This is a genomic window from Dehalogenimonas sp. W (assembly GCF_037094495.1).
Taxonomy (GTDB): Bacteria; Chloroflexota; Dehalococcoidia; order Dehalococcoidales; family Dehalococcoidaceae; genus Dehalogenimonas; species Dehalogenimonas loeffleri.
Genome location: NZ_CP146612.1, coordinates 238,838 through 259,404 on the forward strand (window position 1 = coordinate 238,838; position 20,567 = coordinate 259,404).

Genomic DNA, 20,567 nt, shown 5'->3' on the forward strand with positions numbered 1-20,567 from the left:
AAATGAACAAACCTGAACTGACCGTGGCCCTGATTGAGGACGACAATGAAATTGTGGAAGCGGTAACCCTGACCTTCAAGATCCGCTGGCCTCAGGCCACTTTCCTGTCCAGCTCTTCGGGAGAAGAAGGAATCGCGCTGGTAGAACGCAACAATCCCGACCTGGTTATCCTGGATCTGGGTTTGCCGGATACCAGCGGCTTCAATGTGCTCAAGGAGATCCGCCGGTTCAGTCATGTGCCGGTCATCATCCTGACGGCCCGCGGTGAGGAAGCGGATATCGTCCGGGGCCTGGAACTCGGTGCCGATGAATATATCGTCAAGCCGTTCCGTCAGATGGAACTGCTGGCCCGGGTCAAAGCCATCCTGCGCCGCCACGAATCATCCGGTGAGGAATTGCCGCTGACCGTCGGCGGTATGAGCCTCGGCCCCTCAGTCCGCGACCTTAATCTGAACGGCCGCCGCGTCAATCTGACCCGCACCGAAGGCATCGTCCTCAGCCAGTTGATGCGCAACGTCGGGCACCCCGTCAGTCACTCCATCCTGGCTAAAGCCCTCTGGGGTGAAGAATACCCCGGTGCCGCGGAAAGCCTCAAAGTCTATGTCCGGCATCTGCGGGAAAAGATTGAGGAAAACCCCTCGGATCCCAAGCTGTTGCTGACCCGTATCGGGGCCGGCTACCAGCTGGCTAAACCTCAGTAAACCTGACAATCTGAAGAATACTACGGCGCTTCACCCTGCAGCACCGCCAATCGGTCGCGGAGTGGGGCGCCGCTGGATAATTGAATGACCACATATAAAGTTGCCCTGCTGCATCTGGCCCCGGAACTGGGCGCCATTGAAGCCAATAAAAAACAGGTGGAACGGGCGGTGCATCTGGCCGCCGCCGCCGGTGCGGATATTGCCGTTACCCCGGAGACGGTGATTCCGGGTTATCATTTTGCCGAGCTTATCGGCACTGACTGGATAGAACCGCAGCCTGACGCCTGGCTCCGCCGCATGGCGGAAATGGCCGGACAACTGAAGCTGAACATCTTTCTGGGGTATCAGGAACGCGACCCGGCCGACGGGCGGCTGTACAATGCCGTCTTCTGCCTGGACAAAAGCGGCCGCCTCGCCGGCCGCCATCGCAAGATGGGCATCAGCGCCGGCCATACCGCCGAGGCCTGGGCCGCCGCCGGCACACAGGTGGACATCATCCAATGCGACGGCTTCAAAGCCGGAATACTCATTTGTGCCGACACCTGGGGGCCGGATCATGCCGCTAAACTTAACACCCGCGGCGCGCAGTTCATTATCTCCCCGGCCGCCTGGCCGCCCCGACCCTGTCCGCCGGAAGGCTGCTGGGAAAAACGCAGCGCCGAAACCGGCCTGCCGGTCTGGGTCTGCAACCGCACCGGTGTAGAACCGGGGCTGGACTTCACCGGCGGTGAAAGCATTGTTGCCGTCGACGGTAACCGGGTACTGGAATATGACGCGCCGGAACCGGCGGTTTTACTCTTTAACTGGGATGACCAGGCCCGGCAGCCGCAGCAGACCGCTTTTGAGATTATCCCGCTTAATTAAAGCCGCCCGGACTATTTGACCACCGGATAGCCGGCGGCCTGCCAGTCCACAATACCACCGTCCATATCGCTGACGTCCTGGAACCCGAGATTTTTCATGACATTGACCGCCTGACCGGAACGATTGGAGGTCCGGCAGTACACCAGGTACCTGACGTCCTTATCCAGTTTGCCGACTTCAACCTCAAAATTTCCGGCATTGAAATCCAACAGCACCGCGCCTTCAATGTGGCCTTCGGCAAACTCCGCCGGCGTACGTACGTCCAGGATAACAAAATCGTCCTGCCCCTGGTTATCCTGAATCATGCTATAGGCCTCCGCCACACTCAAATCGCGGATGGTCTGCCCGTCAGGGGGCGGCGCCGCGGCGCCGCAAGCGGCCAGCGGCAACACCATCAGGCCGGCCAGTAAAATCACTAACAGTCTGCGCAATTTTTCACTCCTCTGTAGATATTACGGTCTATTATAAACTGCCCGCCGGCAAGCCCCAAAAAACGGGGGCGGGTTGTTACGCCCGCCCCCACCATGAAGCTGAATACTTCGGACTATTTGATGTCCGGTTTCTTTTCCGATGTTTTGTAGTGATGGGCGCTGGTTTTCAGCTCTTCAAAGGCGGCCCGGGCTTCGTCAATAGACGCACCGTCATCCAGAGTGGAAGTATCGCCGACGGTGGCGCCGGTGGCTACCGCTTTCAGCAGACGGCGCATGATCTTGCCGCTGCGGGTCTTGGGCAGCAGATTAACGAAGAAGATTTCTTCCGGAGTGGCCAGCGCGCCGATCGTCGCCCGCAGGTGACGGGTGAGTTCGGCTTTGATTTCCGGTGACGGATCAGTGCCCTTGCGCAGCGTCACAAACAGAATGATCGCTTCACCTTTGACTTCATCCGGCCGGGAGCAGGCCGCGGCTTCAGCCACAGCGGAGTGACCCACAATGGAGCTTTCCAGTTCGGCGGTGGAAATACGGTGACCGGCCACCTTGATGACCTCATCAGCCCGGCCCAGCAGCCACAGGAAGTTATCCTGGTCTTTCATGCAGAAGTCACCCGGCAGATAGTAACCGGGGAAACGGGACCAGTAGGTTTGCTGATACAGTTCCTGATTTTGGTAAATATCCAGCAACATCCCCGGCCAGGGTTTGCGAATAACGATGAAACCGGTCTGCCCGTTAGGCAGTTCTTTGCCATCCGGATCCAGCACTGCCACGTCCACGCCGGGCATCGGCTTGGTCGCAGAACCGGGTTTGAGCGGATGCGGCTGAATACCGGGGGTGGGTGAGATCATGAAACCGCCGGTCTCCGTCTGCCACCAGGTGTCGGAAATGGAAATGCGTTCATGACCGATATTGCGGTAGTACCACAACCAGGCTTCCGGATTGATCGGCTCACCCACCGAACCCAGTGATTTCAAACTGGACAGGTCGTATTTGGCCGGCCATTCCTCACCATGGCGCATAAACATGCGGATAGCCGTAGGAGAAGTGTAGAAAATGGTCACGCCGTACTTGGCAATCAGTTGCCACCAGCGGTCAATAGCCGGGAAATCCGGTGCCCCTTCGTACATGACCGAGGTCAGCCCCAGCTCCAGCGGCGCAAATACCACATAACTGTGACCGGTAATCCAGCCGATATCGGCAGTGCACCAGAAAACACTCTTTTGGTCAGGATTGAAAGCCCACTGTAAGGTTTTGGCAATCCACAGGGCATAACCGGCGGTGCCGTGGAGGATACCCTTGGGCTTGCCGGTGCTGCCGGAAGTGTACAGAACAAACAGCGGGTCATTGGCATCCATGGCTTCCGGAGCCACATACTCATCAACGCCGGCCAGAATATCGTCCAGCCAGACATCACGGTCGGGGTCCATTTCGGTATGATGACCGGTGTGCTTAACGACAACAATCTTCTCCACACACGGGCATTTAACCGCCGCCTCAACGGCATTCTCTTTCAACGGCAAGATCTTGCCGCGGCGATGCATGCCTGAGGAAGTGATAATTACCTTGGCTCCGACATCTTCCACACGGTCGGCCAGCGCCTGACCGGAGAAAGCGGAGAACACTACCGTAAAGATGGCTCCAAGGCGGGCACAGGCCAGCATGAAGACCGGCAGCGCCGGAATCATCGGGAGGTACAGAGCCACCTTGTCGCCCCGCTTGACTCCCAATCGTTTGAGGGCGGCGGCGTAGTTGTTGGTCAACCGGTACATCTCGTTGTAGGTCAGCACCTGGGTTTCACCCAGTTCGCCTTCCCAGTAAAAAGCCACCTTGTTTTTAACCTCGGTCTGTACATGACGGTCCAGACACTGGTAGGAAAGATTCAGTTTACCGCCGACAAACCAGCGGGCATACGGCGCCTGCCAGTCCAGCACCTTTTCCCAGGGTTTGAACCAGTCAAGGCTCTCGGCCTGTTCCGCCCAGAATCCTTCCGGATCCTCCATGGAGCGCCGGTACAGGTCGTCGTACTCGCCGGACGGCGTGTAGTAACTGCCGGTGGGCAAATGGGTAACGCGGGAATCTGTTTGTGTCATCGTTTCTTCCTTTCTCTCTATATATGATTCAGTCAGTTATTCAGTATTGTACCCGGCCAGACCGCCGTGTCGGATAACGCCAGGCCGGGGGCGCTGAAAACCCCGTCAGCCAGCACCGTTCCTTCTACCCGGGCACCGGTGCCGATGACACAGCCATCGGCAATTATAGAATTGGAAATCACTGTGTTGGGGCCGATAGTCACCCCGTTCCAGATAACGGCAGCCGTAACCACCGCGCCGGAACTGACCACACAGCCGTTGCCGATAACGGCCGGGCCGTTGACCACTGCGCCGGCCTCAATGCGGCAATTATCACCGATGACCACCGGGCCGTTGACAGCTGCGGCCGTATCAATCGCGGTCCCCCGGCCGCAGCATGCCTGAACTTCCCCCGATTGACCCAGCAGGTCCATATTAAGCTGAAAATATTTCTCCCGTTTGCCCATGTCAATCCAGTAAGCCCCGGTCGTATCATAACCATAAAACGGCCGGCCTTCCGCCAGCAATGATTGAAAAGTCTGCCGTTCAATGCTCACGGCGGTATCAGCCGGAATATAGTCCAACACCGCCGGCTCCAGCAGATAACAGCCGGCATTAATCATATTGGTGGTAATTTCGTCAGCCCGGGGTTTTTCAATAAAACGGCGGATGCGGCCGTCATCTTCAGTTTCAACCAGCCCGAAGGCCGCCGGATTAGCCACCGGCGTCAGGGCAATAGTCGCCAGGGCGCCGGTTTGAGCATGAAAGCGCCGCATGGCGGTATAATCAATGTGGGAATAAACGTCACCGTTGAGCACCAGGAAGGTGCCGTCCCCCAGCAGGGATTGGCAGTTTTTAATGCCGCCGGCGGTACCCAGCGGCCGGCTTTCATCAACATAAGTGACCTTCAGCCCAAAGCCGGAGCCGTCACCAAAATAGTGCTCCATCAGCCCGGCCAGATGGCCGCGGGTGAAAATCACCTCGGTCACGCCGTGCCGCGCCAGTCGCCGCACCACATGACCCATGAACGGCGTGTTCAGCACCGGCATCATCGCCTTGGGGGTGTTGACCGACAACGGCCGCAACCGGGTTCCCAGACCGCCTACCAATATCAGCGCTTTCATGAAATGACGAGTTTGTCCTCCAAAAAGTAATTTAAGGGTGGTAACTGGTCTTGGTTGCGCGGAATGCCTTTATCTTATAGGAACTAATCCCCTTAAATCAAGCTCTAATACCCGGATTTCACCCGCCGCGGTTGATTTCTGCCAGAATAGCCGCGGCTTTGGCGGTAGCGCGGGCCCGGTGACTGAGGGCATTTTTAGCTTCCGGCGTCAGTTCAGCCATGGTGCGGCCTAGTTCCGGCACACAAAAAACCGGGTCGTAGCCAAAGCCGCCGTCACCCCGCGGCGCGGCGGCAATAACCCCTTCCACCGCCCCTTCTACCACCCGGGTCGGCTGTCCGCCGCCGGCGATGGCAATAGCACAGCGGAAACGGGCGGTACGTTGCGCCGCCGGCACCACCCGCATATTTTTCAGCAGCAGCTCATTGCGGTCGGCATCAGTAGCTCCGTCGCCGGCGTACCGCGCCGACCTGACGCCGGGGGCGCCGGCCAGCGCATCCACTTCCAGTCCGGAATCATCAGCCAGCGTCAACAGCCCGGAAGCAGCCGCCAGGGCTTCGGCTTTTATCACCGCATTATCAGCAAAGGTCTGTCCGGTTTCAGCCGGTTCAACATCAATCCGCTTGTCCGCCGGTGTCACCAGACAAAACCCGACCCCGGCCAGCAAGCGGGTGTACTCTCTGACCTTGCCCGGATTATTGGTTGCCAGCAGCAGCTCCCGCGCTGCCACTATTATTCTTCCCTCTGCATCGTATACTCCTAAAATAAACTACCCCCTTCTTCCTCAACGCCGGGCGCTGGAAATCAGGGGGGTAGTCATTAAACACTTAACCTATATAGCTTCGAAACGGCTTTCCAGTTTACGCGACACCTGGGGCATGGTGGTGTATTCCATTTCATCCAGGGGCAGGCGGTGAGGTTCAAACGGCCCGTGTTCCCGCATCATGTAAGCCATGTCATTGGCTTTCTGGCGAGCCTGATCGTAGGACACATCGGCAAAGAAATCCCGCGGCCCTACCAGCCGGCCTTCAGATAACTGGAAGCCCAGCGCGGTCACCCGCGGCGGGCCGTCAAAACGGGTCGGCTGGCTTTGAGCAACGCTTACCGGCATCAGCGGCCCGTAGTGAGAACCACGCATCCAACCCTCAACCAGGTAAGGTTTGGCAAACGGCTCCAGGGCCTCACCGACGGCCGGGAAGGCACCCTGACAGCGGACGATGCACACCGGGTCATCCTTGCCGACATAGCGTCCGGCCAGGAAGGCCAGCTTTTGGGTGGAGGATGAAGCGGCGATCTCGCCGCTTAACGTATAGACCGCCTTAACGGGGTAGCGGTTGGCCGCGCCGATAAAGACCAGCATGTCATAGATTTCTTCCGGGGTTTTGAAGGTTATCTTTTTGCTTTCCTTGACGTCATGCACTTCAAATTTGAAACCCTGATGCATGTTTTCAGCGATTACCAGACCGATGGTGTTAAAGGGATCGGCAAACATCTTATACAGCGGCATATTCCAGGCGCCGGAGGAGGTTTTATCAGCCATGAAGACCACAATCGGCTCAGACACCCGTTCTTCAAACTCCATCTCGGCCGCCCCCGGCCCCATACCCTTGATATTGCCGGAAAAGGCATCGGTCAGCAGATCCTGGCCGGCACCGTACAGCTTCAATTTCTTGGCGACTTCGGTACACTCTACAAAGGTATCCCAGGCCATTTCATGAATATCGCCGTTGTTTTCACCTTTCTGGTGAGTCATGATGAGTTGCAGGTCATCACCGCACTTGGTGACGTGATAGTCAATCAGCAGACCTTTTTCCTTGGCCCGGGCCAGAGCCGAGTCTGCGGTACAAAGACAATCCGGATGGGCATCGGAATGACCGACAAAGCCGCCGATATCGGCCTTGATGACGCTTACGGTAACCTTCATGGTTTCTCCTCCGAAACTTATTAGTAATCAATGCCCTTGCGGGCGCGAATCCCTTCATTAATGGGGTGCTTGATCATCAGTACCTCAGACACCAGGTCGGCCATCTGGACCAGCCGCGGGTCGGCATATCGTCCGGTGAGCACCAGTTCAACATTGTGGGGCTTGGTTTCTATCAGCTTAACCACCGCTTCAATGTCCACCAGACTGCTGGCGATGGCGCCGTTGACCTCATCCAGGATGATAACGTCATATTCGCCGCTGTTCATCGCCGCCGCGGCAGCGTCCAGCGCCTTCTGCGCCTGTTCCCGATGCTCCGGCAGCACATTGCCCCGCTTGGCCCAGCCCCGCTGGCCGAACGTATCAATAGTGACATTGGGCAGGGCTTTGAGGACTTTGAATTCACCATGGTCAAAAGCCTCATTGGCCTTCATCATGAACACCATATAAACACTAAGGCCGTGTCCGGCGGCCCGCACTGCGGTCCCGATGGCGGCTGAGGTTTTACCCTTGCCGTGACCGGTAAAAATATTCACCAGCCCTCTTTCCAGTTTATAGCCGTTATCGGGTGATACCTGTTCGGTCAACACAACCCTCCGGGAACGATATTATTGAAGCGGGAAACATGTAACAGTAAAACCTTCCAAGTTTAACAAGCGCCCTCTTAAAGTGTCAACTGTAATCGGGATATGATTTTCTGTTTTTGTACCTGTTTTTCCATTATTACAGTTATAGATTCCTGATGGTTTTCATCAAAAAGAGTTTCTTCGGTTGTTACCGGACTTCCGGCTCTTCAATACAGGCCACCTGGTTACGCAGGGTCCCCACGCCGTCAATCTTGATTTCTATGGTATCCCCCGGCTGCATCGGCCCGATGCCGCTGGGAGTGCCGGTAGCCACCACATCGCCCGGCAGCAGCGTCATCACATGGGAGATAAAGTGAATCAGGTAATCCACCGGATAAATCAGATCTGCGGTATTGCCGTACTGTTTGCGTTCCCCATTCAGATAAGACTCTACCGTCAGGGCTGCCGGGTCCGCGGAAGTGCTGATCCACGGGCCGACGGCGGCAAAAGTATCAAAGCCTTTGGCCCGCGCCCACTGGCCGTCCTGCTTCTGCAAGTCGCGGGCAGTAACGTCGTTAAAGCAGGTGTAACCCAGAATACAATCCCGCGCCGCCTCCCGGCTGACCCGCCAGACCGGTTTTTTGATTACCACCGCCAGTTCGGCTTCATAATCCACCCGGTGCGACATCGGCGGATAAAGGATATCAGCTTCCGGTCCGATAACCGCGGTAGACGGTTTTAAAAATATCAGCGGCGCGTCAGGTATCTTGTGATTCATCTCCCGCGCGTGCCCGTGATAATTGACCCCCAGACAGACGATCTTACTAGGCTGACACGGCGCCAGCAGTTGTACCGCCTGCGGGTCAAAATCCCGTCCGGTGTATTCAATGTTTTTGAAAGGCGTCCCGGTCAGTTCCCTGACCGTTTCCGCCTCAATAATACCGTAATGTTCGCCGCCGTCGGGCGCTTTGAATCTGACAATATTCATATCAAAGCATTTTAGCCATTAACCAGAACATGTACAAGCACCGCGCTACGCCACCAAAGATTATTAAAGAGGTACTGTAATCCATGGGCCGTCCGGAAATATTTAACTGAACAGCTTTTCCAGGTTTACCGTGATAAGATCGTTCCAATCACGCACTACAATTTCAACTTTATAACCAGCCAGATTACCTTTCAATGTAATCGACGTACCGATAGATCCCGTTACGGTATTTTCGGTAAAACCTGTGGCCCCTTGCATCAGATTCCGGTAATGACTGACGGCATCGGCAACACTGCCAGTGTTTTCATACCGGCGATAGTATTCTTTGGAGTTCGACCAGCAATAGAAGATATCTGACAAGGGAACACTCAATTGATAAGCAGGGAAAAGGGTCGTGGGAAAATCGGTAAAGTAGGGATTGCTTTGGTAGACGATTTTATTATTCCCCACCATGACGCTGACGTTCTGTTCACCGGTATAGAAGGAGGCCTCCGCGTCGGCGTACACTTCCCAATCACCGATATAGCCTTGAACATCACTGAAAGCATTAATCTGATGCGCCTCAACCCTGTCATAGTAATGTTTGAGTACCTCGGCTTCGGTTGCGGCGGAAGAGTATTGAATGCCAAAATAAAACTTAATGTCAGGATATACATAATCCGCCGGGTAATACACTTCCATCCAGAAATTATTCTGACGTTCTTCAATATTCTTAATTTTGTATAGCGGCCAGATGGTCTCAGGGTATTCTTTAAGTTCACACATAAAATTACCGACCGCGGTCGGCATCGGCGGAGCTGTCGTGACCGGAGCCGTCGTACCCGGCGGATTGGTGTCAGGTGTATTTGTGCCGGGATCGTTGTTGCCGACCTCCGCTCCCGAACTGCAACCCACCGCGATCAGCATGATTGACATTGCCGTTACAACAATACGCGCCCAGGAAATTTTGTTGGTCATTATTTGCCTTTCTAAGCGTATTTACACACTTGACGAATATATAATCGGCTATTATCAGTCAGCAGGCGTGCTTTGTCAAAGTGTTATTTCACCAATTTTTTATTACAAGCCGGTTTGACACCCGGCGCCCTGGTGGCTAACATAGGCGCATTATGCTCGCTAAAACCATGACCTGCGCCCTGCTCGGACTGGACGGCACCATCGTTGAAGTTGAGGTTGATATCGCCCCCGGTCTGCCGTCGTTCACCGTGGTCGGTCTGCCCGACGCCGCCATTCAGGAATCCCGGGAGCGGGTCCGCGCCGCCGTCAGGAATTCTGGTTTCTTTTTTCCAATGAAGCGGGTGGTCGCCAGCCTGGCGCCGGCAGATTTCAAGAAAACCGGCCCGGCTTATGACCTGCCCATCGCTCTGGGCATCTTGCTGAGTTCCGGCCAGCTTCGCGCCCAGGTAAAAGACATCGTGTTTCTGGGTGAATTATCCCTGGAAGGCAAACTGCGCCACACCAGCGGTATTCTGCCGATGGTATCGCTGGCGCGGGACCACGGTTTCCGCCGGGTGATTGTGCCGGCCGAGGATGCCCTTGAAGCCGCCCTGGTGGACGGCGTGGAGATTATTCCGGTAACCAGTCTGGCTCAAATGGCCTCTTTTCTCTCCGGCGACATTGAAGCCCCCCAGCCGCCGGAACGGCCGGTCTTTGCCGATGACGGCACCGCCGCCAACTTTGACATGTCCCACATCAAGGGTCAGGAACACGTCAAGCGCGCTCTGGAAGTGGCAGCCGCCGGGGCGCATAACGTGGTCATGTCCGGCCCGCCCGGCTCCGGCAAGACCATGCTGGCCCGGGCTTTGACTACTATCCTGCCGCCACTGACCAATGATGAGGCCCTGGAAGTCACCAAAATATATTCAGTTTCCGGCAATCTGCCGCCGGGCACGCCGCTGGTGCGGCGTCGCCCCTTCCGTTCTCCTCACTACACCACTTCGGCCGCCGGTCTGGTTGGCGGCGGTCACCAGCCGCGTCCCGGTGAAATTACTTTGTCACATCGCGGCGTACTATTCTTGGATGAACTGCCGGAGTTCGGCCACAGCATGCTGGAAGTACTGCGTCAGCCACTGGAAGACCGGGTGGTGACCATCAGTCGCTCGCAGGGCACGGTCACTTTCCCGGCCAACTTCATGCTGGTCGGCGCCATGAATCCCTGTCCCTGCGGTTATTACGGCGATCCGCTCAAGGAATGCCGTTGCGCCCCGTCACAAATTACCCGCTATCAGACACGTTTATCCGGGCCGTTTCTGGACCGGGTGGATATTTTTGTTGAAGTACCGCGGGTGGATTATGACAAGCTATCGGGCGACCATCAGGGTGAATCATCTTCGGCCATTTCCAGTCGGGTGACCACCGCCCGGGAATATCAGACAGTCCGCTTTACCGGCAGCCGCCTGACTGCCAATAACGATATGACCGCGGCCGATATTAAGAAACACTGTAAAATGGACGCCCCGGCGGAGAGTCTGCTGAAAACAGCCATGCGCCAGCTGTCCTTGTCCGCCCGCGGCTTCCACCGGACCCTCAAACTGTCGCGGACCATCGCCGACCTGGACGCCAGCGAACAAATCAAGACCCACCACATGGCGGAAGCCTTACAGTACCGTCCGCGGATTACAGTTTAATAAAAGGTAAAATTCCGCTATTATAAGGTAATGGCTGAAATCATTATCAAGCCGCCGCCTCCGGAGTCTCCCGACGGGGAAGACCCTAAACAGCCCTGGCTGGTGCGGAACGTACGCCGCAACTTCATCACCGGTTTGCTGGTCACCGTACCGGCGGCGCTGGCCGTTCTGGCCCTGTTATGGTTCTTCAACACCATTGATAACGTCCTGCAACCCATTATCCGAGCTATCTTCGGTCAATCCATTATCGGACTGGGTTTTATCATCACCCTCGTCTTGATTTACATGGCCGGCATCCTGGCTTCCAATATCGTCGGGAAACGATTGATCCAGTTCGGTGAGGCGGTAGTAGGCCGCTTGCCGGTACTGCGCCAGATTTATAATGCCGCCAAGCAGGCCATGACCAGTCTGTCCGGCCTCAATAAAACGCGGACGGCGTTCCGCGAGGTAGTCATGGTGGAATTTCCCCGCCGGGGAATGTGGACGGTAGCCTTTATCACCAATGAATTGCATGACGCCACGGGCAAAAAACTGATATCCATCTATGTCCCGACAGCCCCGGTACCGACTTCCGGCTATTTTGCGCTGGTGGCGGAAAAGGAAATCAAACGGACAAACATCTCTGTGGACGCGGCTATGAAAATGGTCATCTCGTCCGGCATCGCCTCCACTGAAGATATCAGCGTCGGTCTGACTGGTGAACTTTTAGGTTATCAGCAACCCGATGATGAGGATAACCGCCCCGATCGCCAGGGCGATCCAGCCGCCGGTACGCACTGACCCGGGCTCGGCACGCTCCGGATTGTGGGTCACAAACTCCCGCAAATCGCGTTTACCTGACAGCGCGTCGTAGTAACCTTTTTCTTCACGGGAACCAATAAACAACATCACCAGGCCGGTCAGGATAAAAAATCCCCCCAGCGCCAGTATAACCCCGGTTTCTCCTGACATGGGAAACCTCCTTCAGGCTGCATCGCTCCCGCCTGAATTATAGTTTTTCCCCTGCCCCGAAGCAAGAGGTATAGTCGCCGCCACCGAAACCCACACGGTCCGTCATCTTCCCCACAAGCCGGGGGCTATCACTCTAAACCATTCGTGGTGAGCCTGCACGACCATGTCCGGTACTGATAACTGATGACTGTTTACTGTTTACTGATAGCTGACAGCTCGCCCCGTTTCGGTTATTGTGATTTTGGTATTTGATATTATTTTGGATTTAGAAATTAGAGATTAGATATTCACAGGTGACAGCTCGTCCCATCTCAGGCCCCCGGCGGCACCTGAATGGTCCCGCCCAATATGGCATTGCCGTCCGCGGTGATGGTGTACTTGTTCTGCGTTGATTCTATCAGATAGGTGCCGGGGTCATTGACGCCCCCGACCTTACCACCGGCGGGAATAATCTCATTGGTATAAGTCACCACGGTACCGCCGCCTTCGGTCAGCGCCTGTATGGTCGCTATCTGCACCGTCAGCAGTTCATCGTTAAATAGCGGGCCGTCCTGGGACGGGTCATAGTAAAACATATCGGTAATGTCTTCAGCGTCCGCGGCTTCTTCCGGCAGATTGATGTTTACCGGCTGTCCGATGTTGCTGAAAGTCGTTGTCTGAGACTGGGTCATGGTCACACCGCCGGACGTAGCGCTCCACGCGATATCCAGACCTGCCGGCTGGTAAGTTGCCGAGTCTATGGTGATGATGATTTCCACATCGTCTAATTGCATCTGGTCGGGATCATCCATCATCTGGGCTATCTGTTCATCGGTCGCTCCCAGAAAGGTGGCGAACTGCTCCATGGTCACTGTCACTTCCAGGCGGTATTTACCGTCTGCTTCTTCAATCGTTACCGATTCCTCACCAATGCCCTCAAATAGCAACCCGATCTGTCCGGCCTGATTGTATGACCGCCACATCTGCTCGTAGTCTTCCGTTTTCAGCGTTACCTTCTCCCATGCGCCCTCTATGCCGGAACCTTCACGTTCGGAGAACATATACATCGTATCGCCGATAACATACATTTCGCTGGATGTTGTGCCGAATCCCGGTAACGACATCTCACTTACCATGGTTAAAAACAGCTTTTCTCCGGCTGCATCCACCACCGCTGCGGCTTCCATTGTGGTCACATTCGGCTCCTGGTCGTCAGCTGTAACCGTTGCCGTCGTCTGGAGGTCATATTCGTAGGTGTTCATACCATTCGCCGCATCCAGCATAAACTCTATTATCTTGTCGTCATTAGGCGGTTTAGGCCCCAAAGGAAGAAACTCTTCTTTTTCACAACCCACCGTCAGCCCCACAGTCACCATTATCGTCAGCAATACTGCCGGTAACAATCTACTCCATTTCATCATTTGCCTCCGTAAAAATTTTCAATCCGCGCCGGGAGCGTCGGGAAAAAGTATAACACCCCAACATGAACGCCAGATGAACAGAACAGGGTAAAATAATAAGAGTTTACTTATTTACTATTCCGGGTGTGACGGCACGCCGTCTCGTTGCAGTTTTCACCGCCTGATAAATGGTAACTCCACCCAGGCTGATGAGCACAACTGCCGCGATGAGGTTATACGGCACCGCCCACACCGCCAGAAACACTCCAATAGCCAAACCCGTTATTATCAATGCGACTCCGTCAATAACCAGGTCGTTTTTGACCGGAGCGTTATTCTTGCCGATAAACGTCACTATCACACCCCCGACGATCAGTCCCAGTGCCGGGGCTATTTCAAAAGGAGAGGCTAGAAAGCTGACTGGGAAATCGGTTTTGCCGTAAAAAGAGGCTATATAAAATATACCGGCTATAATTGCGGCGACCCCGAAAAACCGCGGCTGAGTTTTGAAGCCCCCAACCAGCGCCAGCACCGCCCCCAGCAGGGCGATCACCGCGGTCATCAAAAATCCAACGCCGGAGCCTAATTGCCCGGTAGTTGTCAGTGTGTATGAGGACGAGAAAGCCCACACCAGGCCGGAAATTACTATGAGCATACCGCCCCAGGCAGCGAATCTCAGGGCAGTTTTCATGCCTTTCTCCGCCGTCTAAAAACCCAAATGGCTGCCCCGACGGCGGCCAAAAGCGCGGCTGCCAGGCCGGGATACCAGCGCTGGTCGTGCCAGAAGGAGGCATCATCCACACTGCCGACCAACCAGTAAGGCCCGCCGGCGTTCCCTGACGGACTTATTCCAGTATATGGCTCCATGGAAATAACTTCACCGCCGCCGAACGCTTTATACTGACCGCTGCGGACAATAAACTCACCGTCCTGGTTCAGCACCTCTACCTGGATACCGGATATCCGGTATGACCAGCCGTACGGCCAAATCAACAGGTGAGAATCACCGCCTGACTTTAGGCGCAAGACGTCGTTTTCCACCACCAGCTTGCCGGTGTTCAACGCCAGGAAAGAGGCAGCCTCCGGATATTTGTTGACTGGAAAAATATCTATCTCCGGTGACTCGGAAGTGCAGGCGGTGGCTGTTAAACCAATCACCAAAAGACAGGCCGTTATGCCAAATACAAATCTAAGTCCGCCGCGGGTCTTCAACGACCTCATAACCAACCCCTCTGAACGTTATCTCCATCCGGTTCTGACCCCGGTGCTGATGAGCCTCGTTACCGCCGGCAGCATGTACATCGCTGCTCCCAGATAAAAAACAGCTATAATCCACGGCTCAATATCCAAATGCCCGCCGAAGTATACGATCGAGCGCTGTCCGACAAGAGCAATCCCGAAAACCAGGGCAAAGGCACTGCCGTTCAGTGGTGATTTGAAGGCTAATATCGCCATGTAGCTCAGCAACAGGACAAAGAGGATACTTGAAATAACCCAGCCCTCGCCCATCAGCATTCCGCTGACAAACAAAAGCATGTTGCCGGTCAGCATTGATAGGAACATCGGGTTATGGACAGCGAGCTGTAAATCCTGATTTTTTACCTTGGCGTATCTATTCAGATAATAAATGACAGCAAGGTGAATGGCACTGATTAAAAGGATAATTACTATCTCAACTATGCCGAATCTCATTGCCTGACCTCCAGCCATTTATCCGTATTGTACCACCCGAAGATGAACGGGAGATGAAAATACGCCTCTCGGCGCCCGGTTTCAAGTTATCGGCCCAGCCAGAGGGATGGTATCAGTCGCCGTCTTTGACAGAATAATACCGGTTTCGTCATCAATCTTGAATATAAGTGTTTGAAACGAGCCCTGGGCCAACAAACCTTGATTTTCCAATATCGGGGTAGCGTCTGCCTGCCACCCCAGTTCTTCCTCCGTGAATGTGTCTCCGACGTAGTAGCGCACCAGCCAGTATCCTTCCTGATGTATCGTCGGAACACCGCTAGCCTTCACCAGGACGATTTCAGGGATAACATTGGATGCGATGGCTTGAGCTTGTTCGCTTGAAACATTCGGGACCGGAACCTTACTGCAACCGATCAGCGCAACGACAATTAAGACGATTACCATCAACGACAAGGCCTGTTTTATCTGATTTATTCTCATGGGGATCAATATCCTCCCTTAACAATAATAGGAATCCCTGTCATCGTTTATAACCCCGGATTACGTACCTAATCAGAGCGAAGAGTATCAAGCCTATACCGAACGTATTGAGCAAAATAATGACTGGAGTTAAAACTGGGTGTTGGAAAAGTATCTCGGTGCCATCGTCATGGCCGAACAATCCAAAAACGGTCATACTAATCGCCATGGTTGTTAATAACAAGACGCACCCGGATATCCAAATCGTCTGAATAGTTGATGGCTTCATGACCTTAACGTTTTTAGGTACCAAACAGAAAATAAGACGATTATACCGGGAATCAGCAGCAATCCCGCGATTAGCATAATCACCAGATTTTCAATAATACCGCCAATGGCTAACAATACAATCCCTACCAAGGTCATCGTCTGACCAATCTTGGGTACTGTCCAACGAGTTAATAAATGTTGCGTATATACTCTAACGGTATTGTCATTCACTTGTTTAGTAGCGCTTCGGCGGACAGTTGAAAGAAATAACGAAAAAACGAAATAAACAATTGCCGCGATAACGATGGTAAAAGCGATGAACGGGAGTAACTGAAGCCCAAATACGATAAGCGCGTCGCCGATGTCACCGTTTGATGCCTGTTCCCATACCTTCCCCAGAAAATATCCGGCTCCGAACGGTTCAATGTTTGGCGGAGGCGGCAAATTGGAACCGGGCGGCGGTGTCTGAGTCATAAACATATTATGGATATTGTAGGAAGGTGCGGTGGCAAATGTTACGAGCCAGACGGGAAGAAAATAGCGCCATTTCCAACGTTGCATCAATGGTTCAGTTCCGTTCATAATATTAAACGCGTCCTTTCATTTTAATACGTTGTAAAAAGACCTGGTATTTACCTGGAGCAGGTTATTCCTCATACAATTCCAACTTCACTGTAAATACACTCCCTTTTCCTAATGTGCTTGCCACAGAAATATCGCCCCCGTGACGGGTAATGATGCCGCGGCTGATGGACAGTCCCAGTCCGTAACCGGACTCCGGCGTCCGTTCTTCGGACACCTTAAAGAACCGCTCAAATATCTTATCCAGGTGTTCCCGGGCAATGCCTTTACCATTATCTTCCACCCTGATAACGGCATTGTTGCCGTCGGTTATCAGCCCCAACACCACCTCTCCCCCTGGTGAAGTATACTTGGCGGCGTTGTCCAGCAGGTTGGAAAACACCCGGGAGAGTTGTTCGCCGTCGCCTTTGACAGTGACGGGTTCGCCGACCGCTAACCGCCCGGTTTCCAGCCTGAATTTGATTCCTCTCTCATCAAATAACGGGGTAAATTCTTCGGCGACACCGACAACAATTTTCGTTAAATCAACCGTCTGATAATCTGTTTTCTGGGTAGTCTCATCCGCCCTGGCCTGGGACAACAGGTCCGCAATCAGCCGTTCCTGGGCTTCAATCCGGCGGGATAGTACCTCCAGTAATTGCTGGTATTCTTCCACCGTTCTATTGTCGGTCAGCGCCCCTGTCACTGCCGTCTTCATGGATGCCAACGGTGTTTTCATTTCATGAGCGGCGTCGGACACGAACCTTTTCTGGGAGTCAAATGACTGCTGTAATCCGGCCGCCATCCGGTTGAGCGAGTACGCCAGCCGCCCTATTTCATCCTTTGATTTCACCGCCGTTCTTTCAGCCAGAGCGCCCTCAGCCAGTCTTTCGGAGAACTGAGTCAGGCGGGTTACCGGATTGACGGTCATCCTGGAGATTGCCCAGCCGAGGAATAAGGCAAAAATAGTCACCAGCGGCAATGACCAGATAACATCACGGACCACGGCATCAATCCATTTAGTCTGGGGTATGAATCTTGGGTCCAAAGATGCTATGAAAACGATGTCATCATAACCCTCAATGGGCAGATAATACAGGCGTGGTATAGGATGTTGATTCAGATAATCATGAATGGTTCGTGAAAAATAATTGTCGGTCAGGAGTACCGGCCCGATCTCGGATTCACTTATAGACACCAGATATGCCTTGTAAGATGGGATTTCCGCTTGCGGTACTCTGGTAACCGTAGTGCTGAATCCCACACCTCCGGGGCGAGTGGTATCAATGATCGGACTAAAATTCTCAATTACCTTGGACGGCGTTAACCCTCCGAATTCCTGATTGAGCGCGTCATATAAATTCAGTATATTAATACTGCCCGGTCCATCGAACACACCAGGCGTTGCCCCCTTGATATATCCCGGACCTGTCTCCATCAAGCGACCGGCATCGGTGTCTGACGCCATGAATTTGCTGTATTCCATATACATGAACACCGCCACCACTAACAGAAAGACGGAGGCCATATAGAGCACTACCAGTTTAAGGCTTAAGCTTTTCATCTTTTATGGTATATCCCAGACCTCTGACTGTTTTGATTATCGCTTCTTTATCTTCAGGATTGAGCTTGTTTCTTATCCGGCCCACCAGCACCTCTATGACGTTGGAATAGATGTTGTTGTCACCGCCCCAGACGTGTTCTTCTATCATATCCTTGGTGACAGTGCCGTTTTTGTTGTAAGCTAGGTATTCCAGTATGCTGTATTCCCGTGAGGTCAGCGGCACCACCCGGTCGTCATAGGTCACCGTCTTTAAGTTGGTATTTATCTTCAGTTTGCCGGCCGACAGTTCGCCGGAGGAATGGTTGTGCGCCCGGCGGATCAGCGCCCGCACCCGGGCGAAAAGCTCCGGGTAGCTGAAAGGCTTGGCCAGGTAGTCATCCGCGCCACAGTCCAGGCCGCGCACCCGGTCGTCTTCTCTAACCCGTGCCGTCAGCATCAGGATGGGTGTATGTATGCCTTTCTGCCGAACGCCACGACAGACATCAAAGCCGTCAAGACCCGGCAGCATGATGTCCAGAACGATAACGTCGTATGTGGCCGTTAAGGCATTTTCCAACCCGGCCTTGCCGTCGCTTTCGTGTTCCACGGCATACCCGTCCTGCTCCATCCGGGAACGGATGGCCCAGACCAGGTCCAGGTCGTCTTCCACCAGCAAAATACGCATGATTCAGACTATAAACCGTAAAAATGGGTTTGTAAACAATATTCAGCTTCTGTTCATATTACTTGTTCCCGCCCCTCTGATTTGGTCAATTTGCCGCGTTCTCTTCTCATCCCCCGGCTTGCGCCGGGGGCTATCGCTCTAAACCGTTCGTGGTGAGCCTGCACAACCATGTCCGGTACTTATAACTGATGACTGTTTACTGAAAGCTGACGGCTGATAGCTATCCAAATCGTCCTTGCGAGGCTCCGCCGAAGCAATCTCGGTACCCCGGTACTCATAACCGTTTACTGTAAACCAGAAAGCTGACAGCTACTGTAAACTGTCTACTGCCAACTGTGAACTGAAAAGCTGAAACCTGATCGCTGACAACTCGCCCCGTTTCGGTCATTGTGATTTTGGTATTTGATATTATTTGGGATTTAGAGCTTGGATATTAGGATTTCCCGCGTAGCGGGCTATGCCTCGCCCGCCCGGTAAAGCTGATAGCTGACGGCTGAAAGCTGAAAGCCGGGAAAAATAATCTCCCCCAATGGGACATTTACCCCTTGCATTACGTCGCGGTTTATGCTATTATATGTTCTGTTTATAGCCATCAAGCGAAAGTTGAACCCGTACTGAATTGTTTCTTACACCGACGAATCCTCCGCCACCCCCGATTCAATCGTAAAAAGGGATTCGCTTCCTTCGTTTATCGGACAGAATACGACCCGGCTTACCAATAACACCTTGAGAGTAAGGCGGACTACCGCACTCCGGCAATGAGGCGACCCGGACACACTAACCAACTGAGCACGGAAAATCATCTGCTGAAAGCCGGCGACGGTGCCGCGGACCGTATCCCGGCGCGTTGCCCGCCCATTTGGCAATGTGCTATACTGCTGTGTTATACTCTCTACTTGGCTAAATACACTGGGCCTTAATATACAGGAGGAGTTTCACTTGCCGATCACACAGACCAATATCAAGGAATTACTGGAGTCCGGGGCGCACTTCGGCCACCAGACCAGCCGCTGGCATCCCAAAATGAAGAAGTACATCTTCACCAAGCGCAATGACATCCACATTATTGACCTGGACAAGACCGTGGTCATGCTGGATAAGGCGCTTGATTTTATTGACGGTGTTATCGCCGAAGGCGGCAAGATACTGGTCGTCGGCACCAAGAAACAGGCTCAGGAAATCGTCGCTGAAGAGAGCAAGCGCGGCGGATTGTACTACATCAATCAGCGCTGGATCGGCGGCATCCTGACCAACTTCGCCGCCATTCAGAACCGGATAGACTATCTGGTACGTCTGGAAGACCAGCATGCCCGGGGCGAACTGGCTCGTCTGCCCAAGAAAGAACAGCTCAAGCTGGCTGAAGAGATGCTGCGTCTGAATAAAATGATGGGCGGTTTCAAGGAAATGACCGCTCTGCCCGACGTCATCTTCATCATTGACCCCACCAAGGAAAAGATTGCACTGGCTGAGGCTCAGCGCATGGGCATCCCGGTGGTGGCCATCGTGGATACCAACTGCAACCCGGACGGTATTGACTACCCGATTCCCGCCAACGACGACGCCATGCGCGCCATCAAGCTGGTGCTGAGCAAAGTAGCTGACACTGTCTTGAGCGCCAATGAACAGCTCACCAAGTTTGAAGTGGAACAGGTAGAGACTGTCGCCGCCATTGCTGAGGCCGATGAGGCAGCGGCTGAAGACACCGAAACCGCCTGATTACTTAATCTAAAAATACGAGG

The 20,567-nt window shown here is 53.9% G+C and carries 22 protein-coding genes; 5 read left to right on the forward strand and 17 right to left on the reverse strand.

The window, feature by feature from the left end; genetic code table 11:
- The first annotated feature begins 2 nt into the window (after nucleotides 1-2).
- A complete protein-coding gene (locus tag V8247_RS01090) occupies nucleotides 3-701 on the forward strand; it encodes a response regulator transcription factor (protein WP_338737909.1) in 699 nt (232 codons plus the stop codon).
- Between the two features lie 84 nt (nucleotides 702-785).
- Nucleotides 786-1,565 (forward strand): carbon-nitrogen hydrolase family protein, encoded by a 780-nt coding sequence (locus V8247_RS01095; RefSeq protein WP_338737911.1) that lies wholly within the window; start codon nucleotides 786-788, stop codon nucleotides 1,563-1,565.
- 11 nt (nucleotides 1,566-1,576) lie between these two features.
- On the opposite strand, the gene V8247_RS01100 is transcribed toward V8247_RS01095, so the two are convergent.
- The 8 genes from V8247_RS01100 to V8247_RS01135 all read right to left on the reverse strand — a co-directional run bounded on the left by V8247_RS01100 (nucleotide 1,577) and on the right by V8247_RS01135 (nucleotide 9,618).
- Nucleotides 1,577-1,996: a rhodanese-like domain-containing protein gene (locus tag V8247_RS01100; protein ID WP_338737913.1), complete on the reverse strand. Its 420-nt coding sequence runs from the start codon at nucleotides 1,994-1,996 to the stop codon at nucleotides 1,577-1,579.
- Nucleotides 1,997-2,109: 113 nt separating this feature from the next.
- The gene (gene acs, locus V8247_RS01105) at nucleotides 2,110-4,086 is read right to left on the reverse strand and encodes an acetate--CoA ligase (protein ID WP_338737915.1); all 1,977 of its coding nucleotides are present in this window, start codon (nucleotides 4,084-4,086) and stop codon (nucleotides 2,110-2,112) included.
- A 32-nt stretch (nucleotides 4,087-4,118) separates the two neighbouring features.
- Entirely contained in the window at nucleotides 4,119-5,189 is a 1,071-nt protein-coding gene (locus V8247_RS01110; RefSeq protein ID WP_338737918.1) for an NDP-sugar synthase, read from the reverse strand.
- A gap of 118 nt (nucleotides 5,190-5,307) precedes the next feature.
- Nucleotides 5,308-5,916, reverse strand: a complete 609-nt coding sequence (locus V8247_RS01115) for an XTP/dITP diphosphatase (protein WP_375340868.1) — start codon at nucleotides 5,914-5,916, stop codon at nucleotides 5,308-5,310.
- Between the two features lie 102 nt (nucleotides 5,917-6,018).
- The gene (fbp, locus tag V8247_RS01120; RefSeq protein WP_338737920.1) at nucleotides 6,019-7,110 is read right to left on the reverse strand and encodes a fructose-1,6-bisphosphate aldolase/phosphatase; all 1,092 of its coding nucleotides are present in this window, start codon (nucleotides 7,108-7,110) and stop codon (nucleotides 6,019-6,021) included.
- Nucleotides 7,111-7,130: 20 nt separating this feature from the next.
- Nucleotides 7,131-7,694, reverse strand: a complete 564-nt coding sequence (locus V8247_RS01125; protein ID WP_338737921.1) for a cob(I)yrinic acid a,c-diamide adenosyltransferase — start codon at nucleotides 7,692-7,694, stop codon at nucleotides 7,131-7,133.
- Between the two features lie 187 nt (nucleotides 7,695-7,881).
- Nucleotides 7,882-8,661 (reverse strand): fumarylacetoacetate hydrolase family protein, encoded by a 780-nt coding sequence (locus tag V8247_RS01130; protein ID WP_338737923.1) that lies wholly within the window; start codon nucleotides 8,659-8,661, stop codon nucleotides 7,882-7,884.
- A gap of 102 nt (nucleotides 8,662-8,763) precedes the next feature.
- Complete coding sequence (locus tag V8247_RS01135) at nucleotides 8,764-9,618, reverse strand: hypothetical protein (RefSeq protein WP_338737925.1); 855 nt, start codon at nucleotides 9,616-9,618, stop codon at nucleotides 8,764-8,766.
- Between the two features lie 152 nt (nucleotides 9,619-9,770).
- On the opposite strand from V8247_RS01135, the gene V8247_RS01140 reads away from it, so the two are divergent.
- Complete coding sequence (locus V8247_RS01140; RefSeq protein ID WP_338737927.1) at nucleotides 9,771-11,288, forward strand: YifB family Mg chelatase-like AAA ATPase; 1,518 nt, start codon at nucleotides 9,771-9,773, stop codon at nucleotides 11,286-11,288.
- Between the two features lie 30 nt (nucleotides 11,289-11,318).
- Nucleotides 11,319-12,068, forward strand: a complete 750-nt coding sequence (locus tag V8247_RS01145) for a DUF502 domain-containing protein (protein WP_338737929.1) — start codon at nucleotides 11,319-11,321, stop codon at nucleotides 12,066-12,068.
- Here V8247_RS01145 and V8247_RS01150 read toward each other — a convergent pair.
- The 9 genes from V8247_RS01150 to V8247_RS01190 all read right to left on the reverse strand — a co-directional run bounded on the left by V8247_RS01150 (nucleotide 11,994) and on the right by V8247_RS01190 (nucleotide 18,828).
- Entirely contained in the window at nucleotides 11,994-12,239 is a 246-nt protein-coding gene (locus tag V8247_RS01150) for a hypothetical protein (RefSeq protein ID WP_338737931.1), read from the reverse strand. The two genes, V8247_RS01145 and V8247_RS01150, sit on opposite strands and share 75 nt — an antisense overlap.
- Before the next feature lie 311 nt (nucleotides 12,240-12,550).
- Nucleotides 12,551-13,636: a DUF6612 family protein gene (locus V8247_RS01155; RefSeq protein WP_338737934.1), complete on the reverse strand. Its 1,086-nt coding sequence runs from the start codon at nucleotides 13,634-13,636 to the stop codon at nucleotides 12,551-12,553.
- A 106-nt stretch (nucleotides 13,637-13,742) separates the two neighbouring features.
- Nucleotides 13,743-14,309 carry a hypothetical protein gene (locus V8247_RS01160; RefSeq protein ID WP_338737936.1) on the reverse strand — a complete coding sequence of 189 codons (567 nt, stop codon included), beginning with the start codon at nucleotides 14,307-14,309 and terminating at the stop codon, nucleotides 13,743-13,745.
- Complete coding sequence (locus V8247_RS01165) at nucleotides 14,306-14,839, reverse strand: hypothetical protein (RefSeq protein WP_338737938.1); 534 nt, start codon at nucleotides 14,837-14,839, stop codon at nucleotides 14,306-14,308. Before V8247_RS01165 ends, V8247_RS01160 begins: the two co-directional genes overlap by 4 nt.
- A gap of 18 nt (nucleotides 14,840-14,857) precedes the next feature.
- A complete protein-coding gene (locus V8247_RS01170; protein WP_338737940.1) occupies nucleotides 14,858-15,310 on the reverse strand; it encodes a hypothetical protein in 453 nt (150 codons plus the stop codon).
- Nucleotides 15,311-15,391: 81 nt separating this feature from the next.
- On the reverse strand, nucleotides 15,392-15,790 hold the full coding sequence (locus V8247_RS01175) for a hypothetical protein (protein WP_338737942.1): 399 nt from the start codon (nucleotides 15,788-15,790) through the stop codon (nucleotides 15,392-15,394).
- A 264-nt stretch (nucleotides 15,791-16,054) separates the two neighbouring features.
- The gene (locus V8247_RS01180; protein WP_338737944.1) at nucleotides 16,055-16,621 is read right to left on the reverse strand and encodes a hypothetical protein; all 567 of its coding nucleotides are present in this window, start codon (nucleotides 16,619-16,621) and stop codon (nucleotides 16,055-16,057) included.
- Between the two features lie 64 nt (nucleotides 16,622-16,685).
- On the reverse strand, nucleotides 16,686-18,164 hold the full coding sequence (locus V8247_RS01185; RefSeq protein ID WP_338737946.1) for a HAMP domain-containing sensor histidine kinase: 1,479 nt from the start codon (nucleotides 18,162-18,164) through the stop codon (nucleotides 16,686-16,688).
- Nucleotides 18,145-18,828: a response regulator transcription factor gene (locus V8247_RS01190; RefSeq protein WP_338737948.1), complete on the reverse strand. Its 684-nt coding sequence runs from the start codon at nucleotides 18,826-18,828 to the stop codon at nucleotides 18,145-18,147. Before V8247_RS01190 ends, V8247_RS01185 begins: the two co-directional genes overlap by 20 nt.
- A 945-nt stretch (nucleotides 18,829-19,773) precedes the next feature.
- Here V8247_RS01190 and rpsB point away from each other — a divergent pair.
- A complete protein-coding gene (gene rpsB, locus V8247_RS01195) occupies nucleotides 19,774-20,544 on the forward strand; it encodes a 30S ribosomal protein S2 (protein ID WP_338739261.1) in 771 nt (256 codons plus the stop codon).
- Nucleotides 20,545-20,567: the final 23 nt, after the last annotated feature.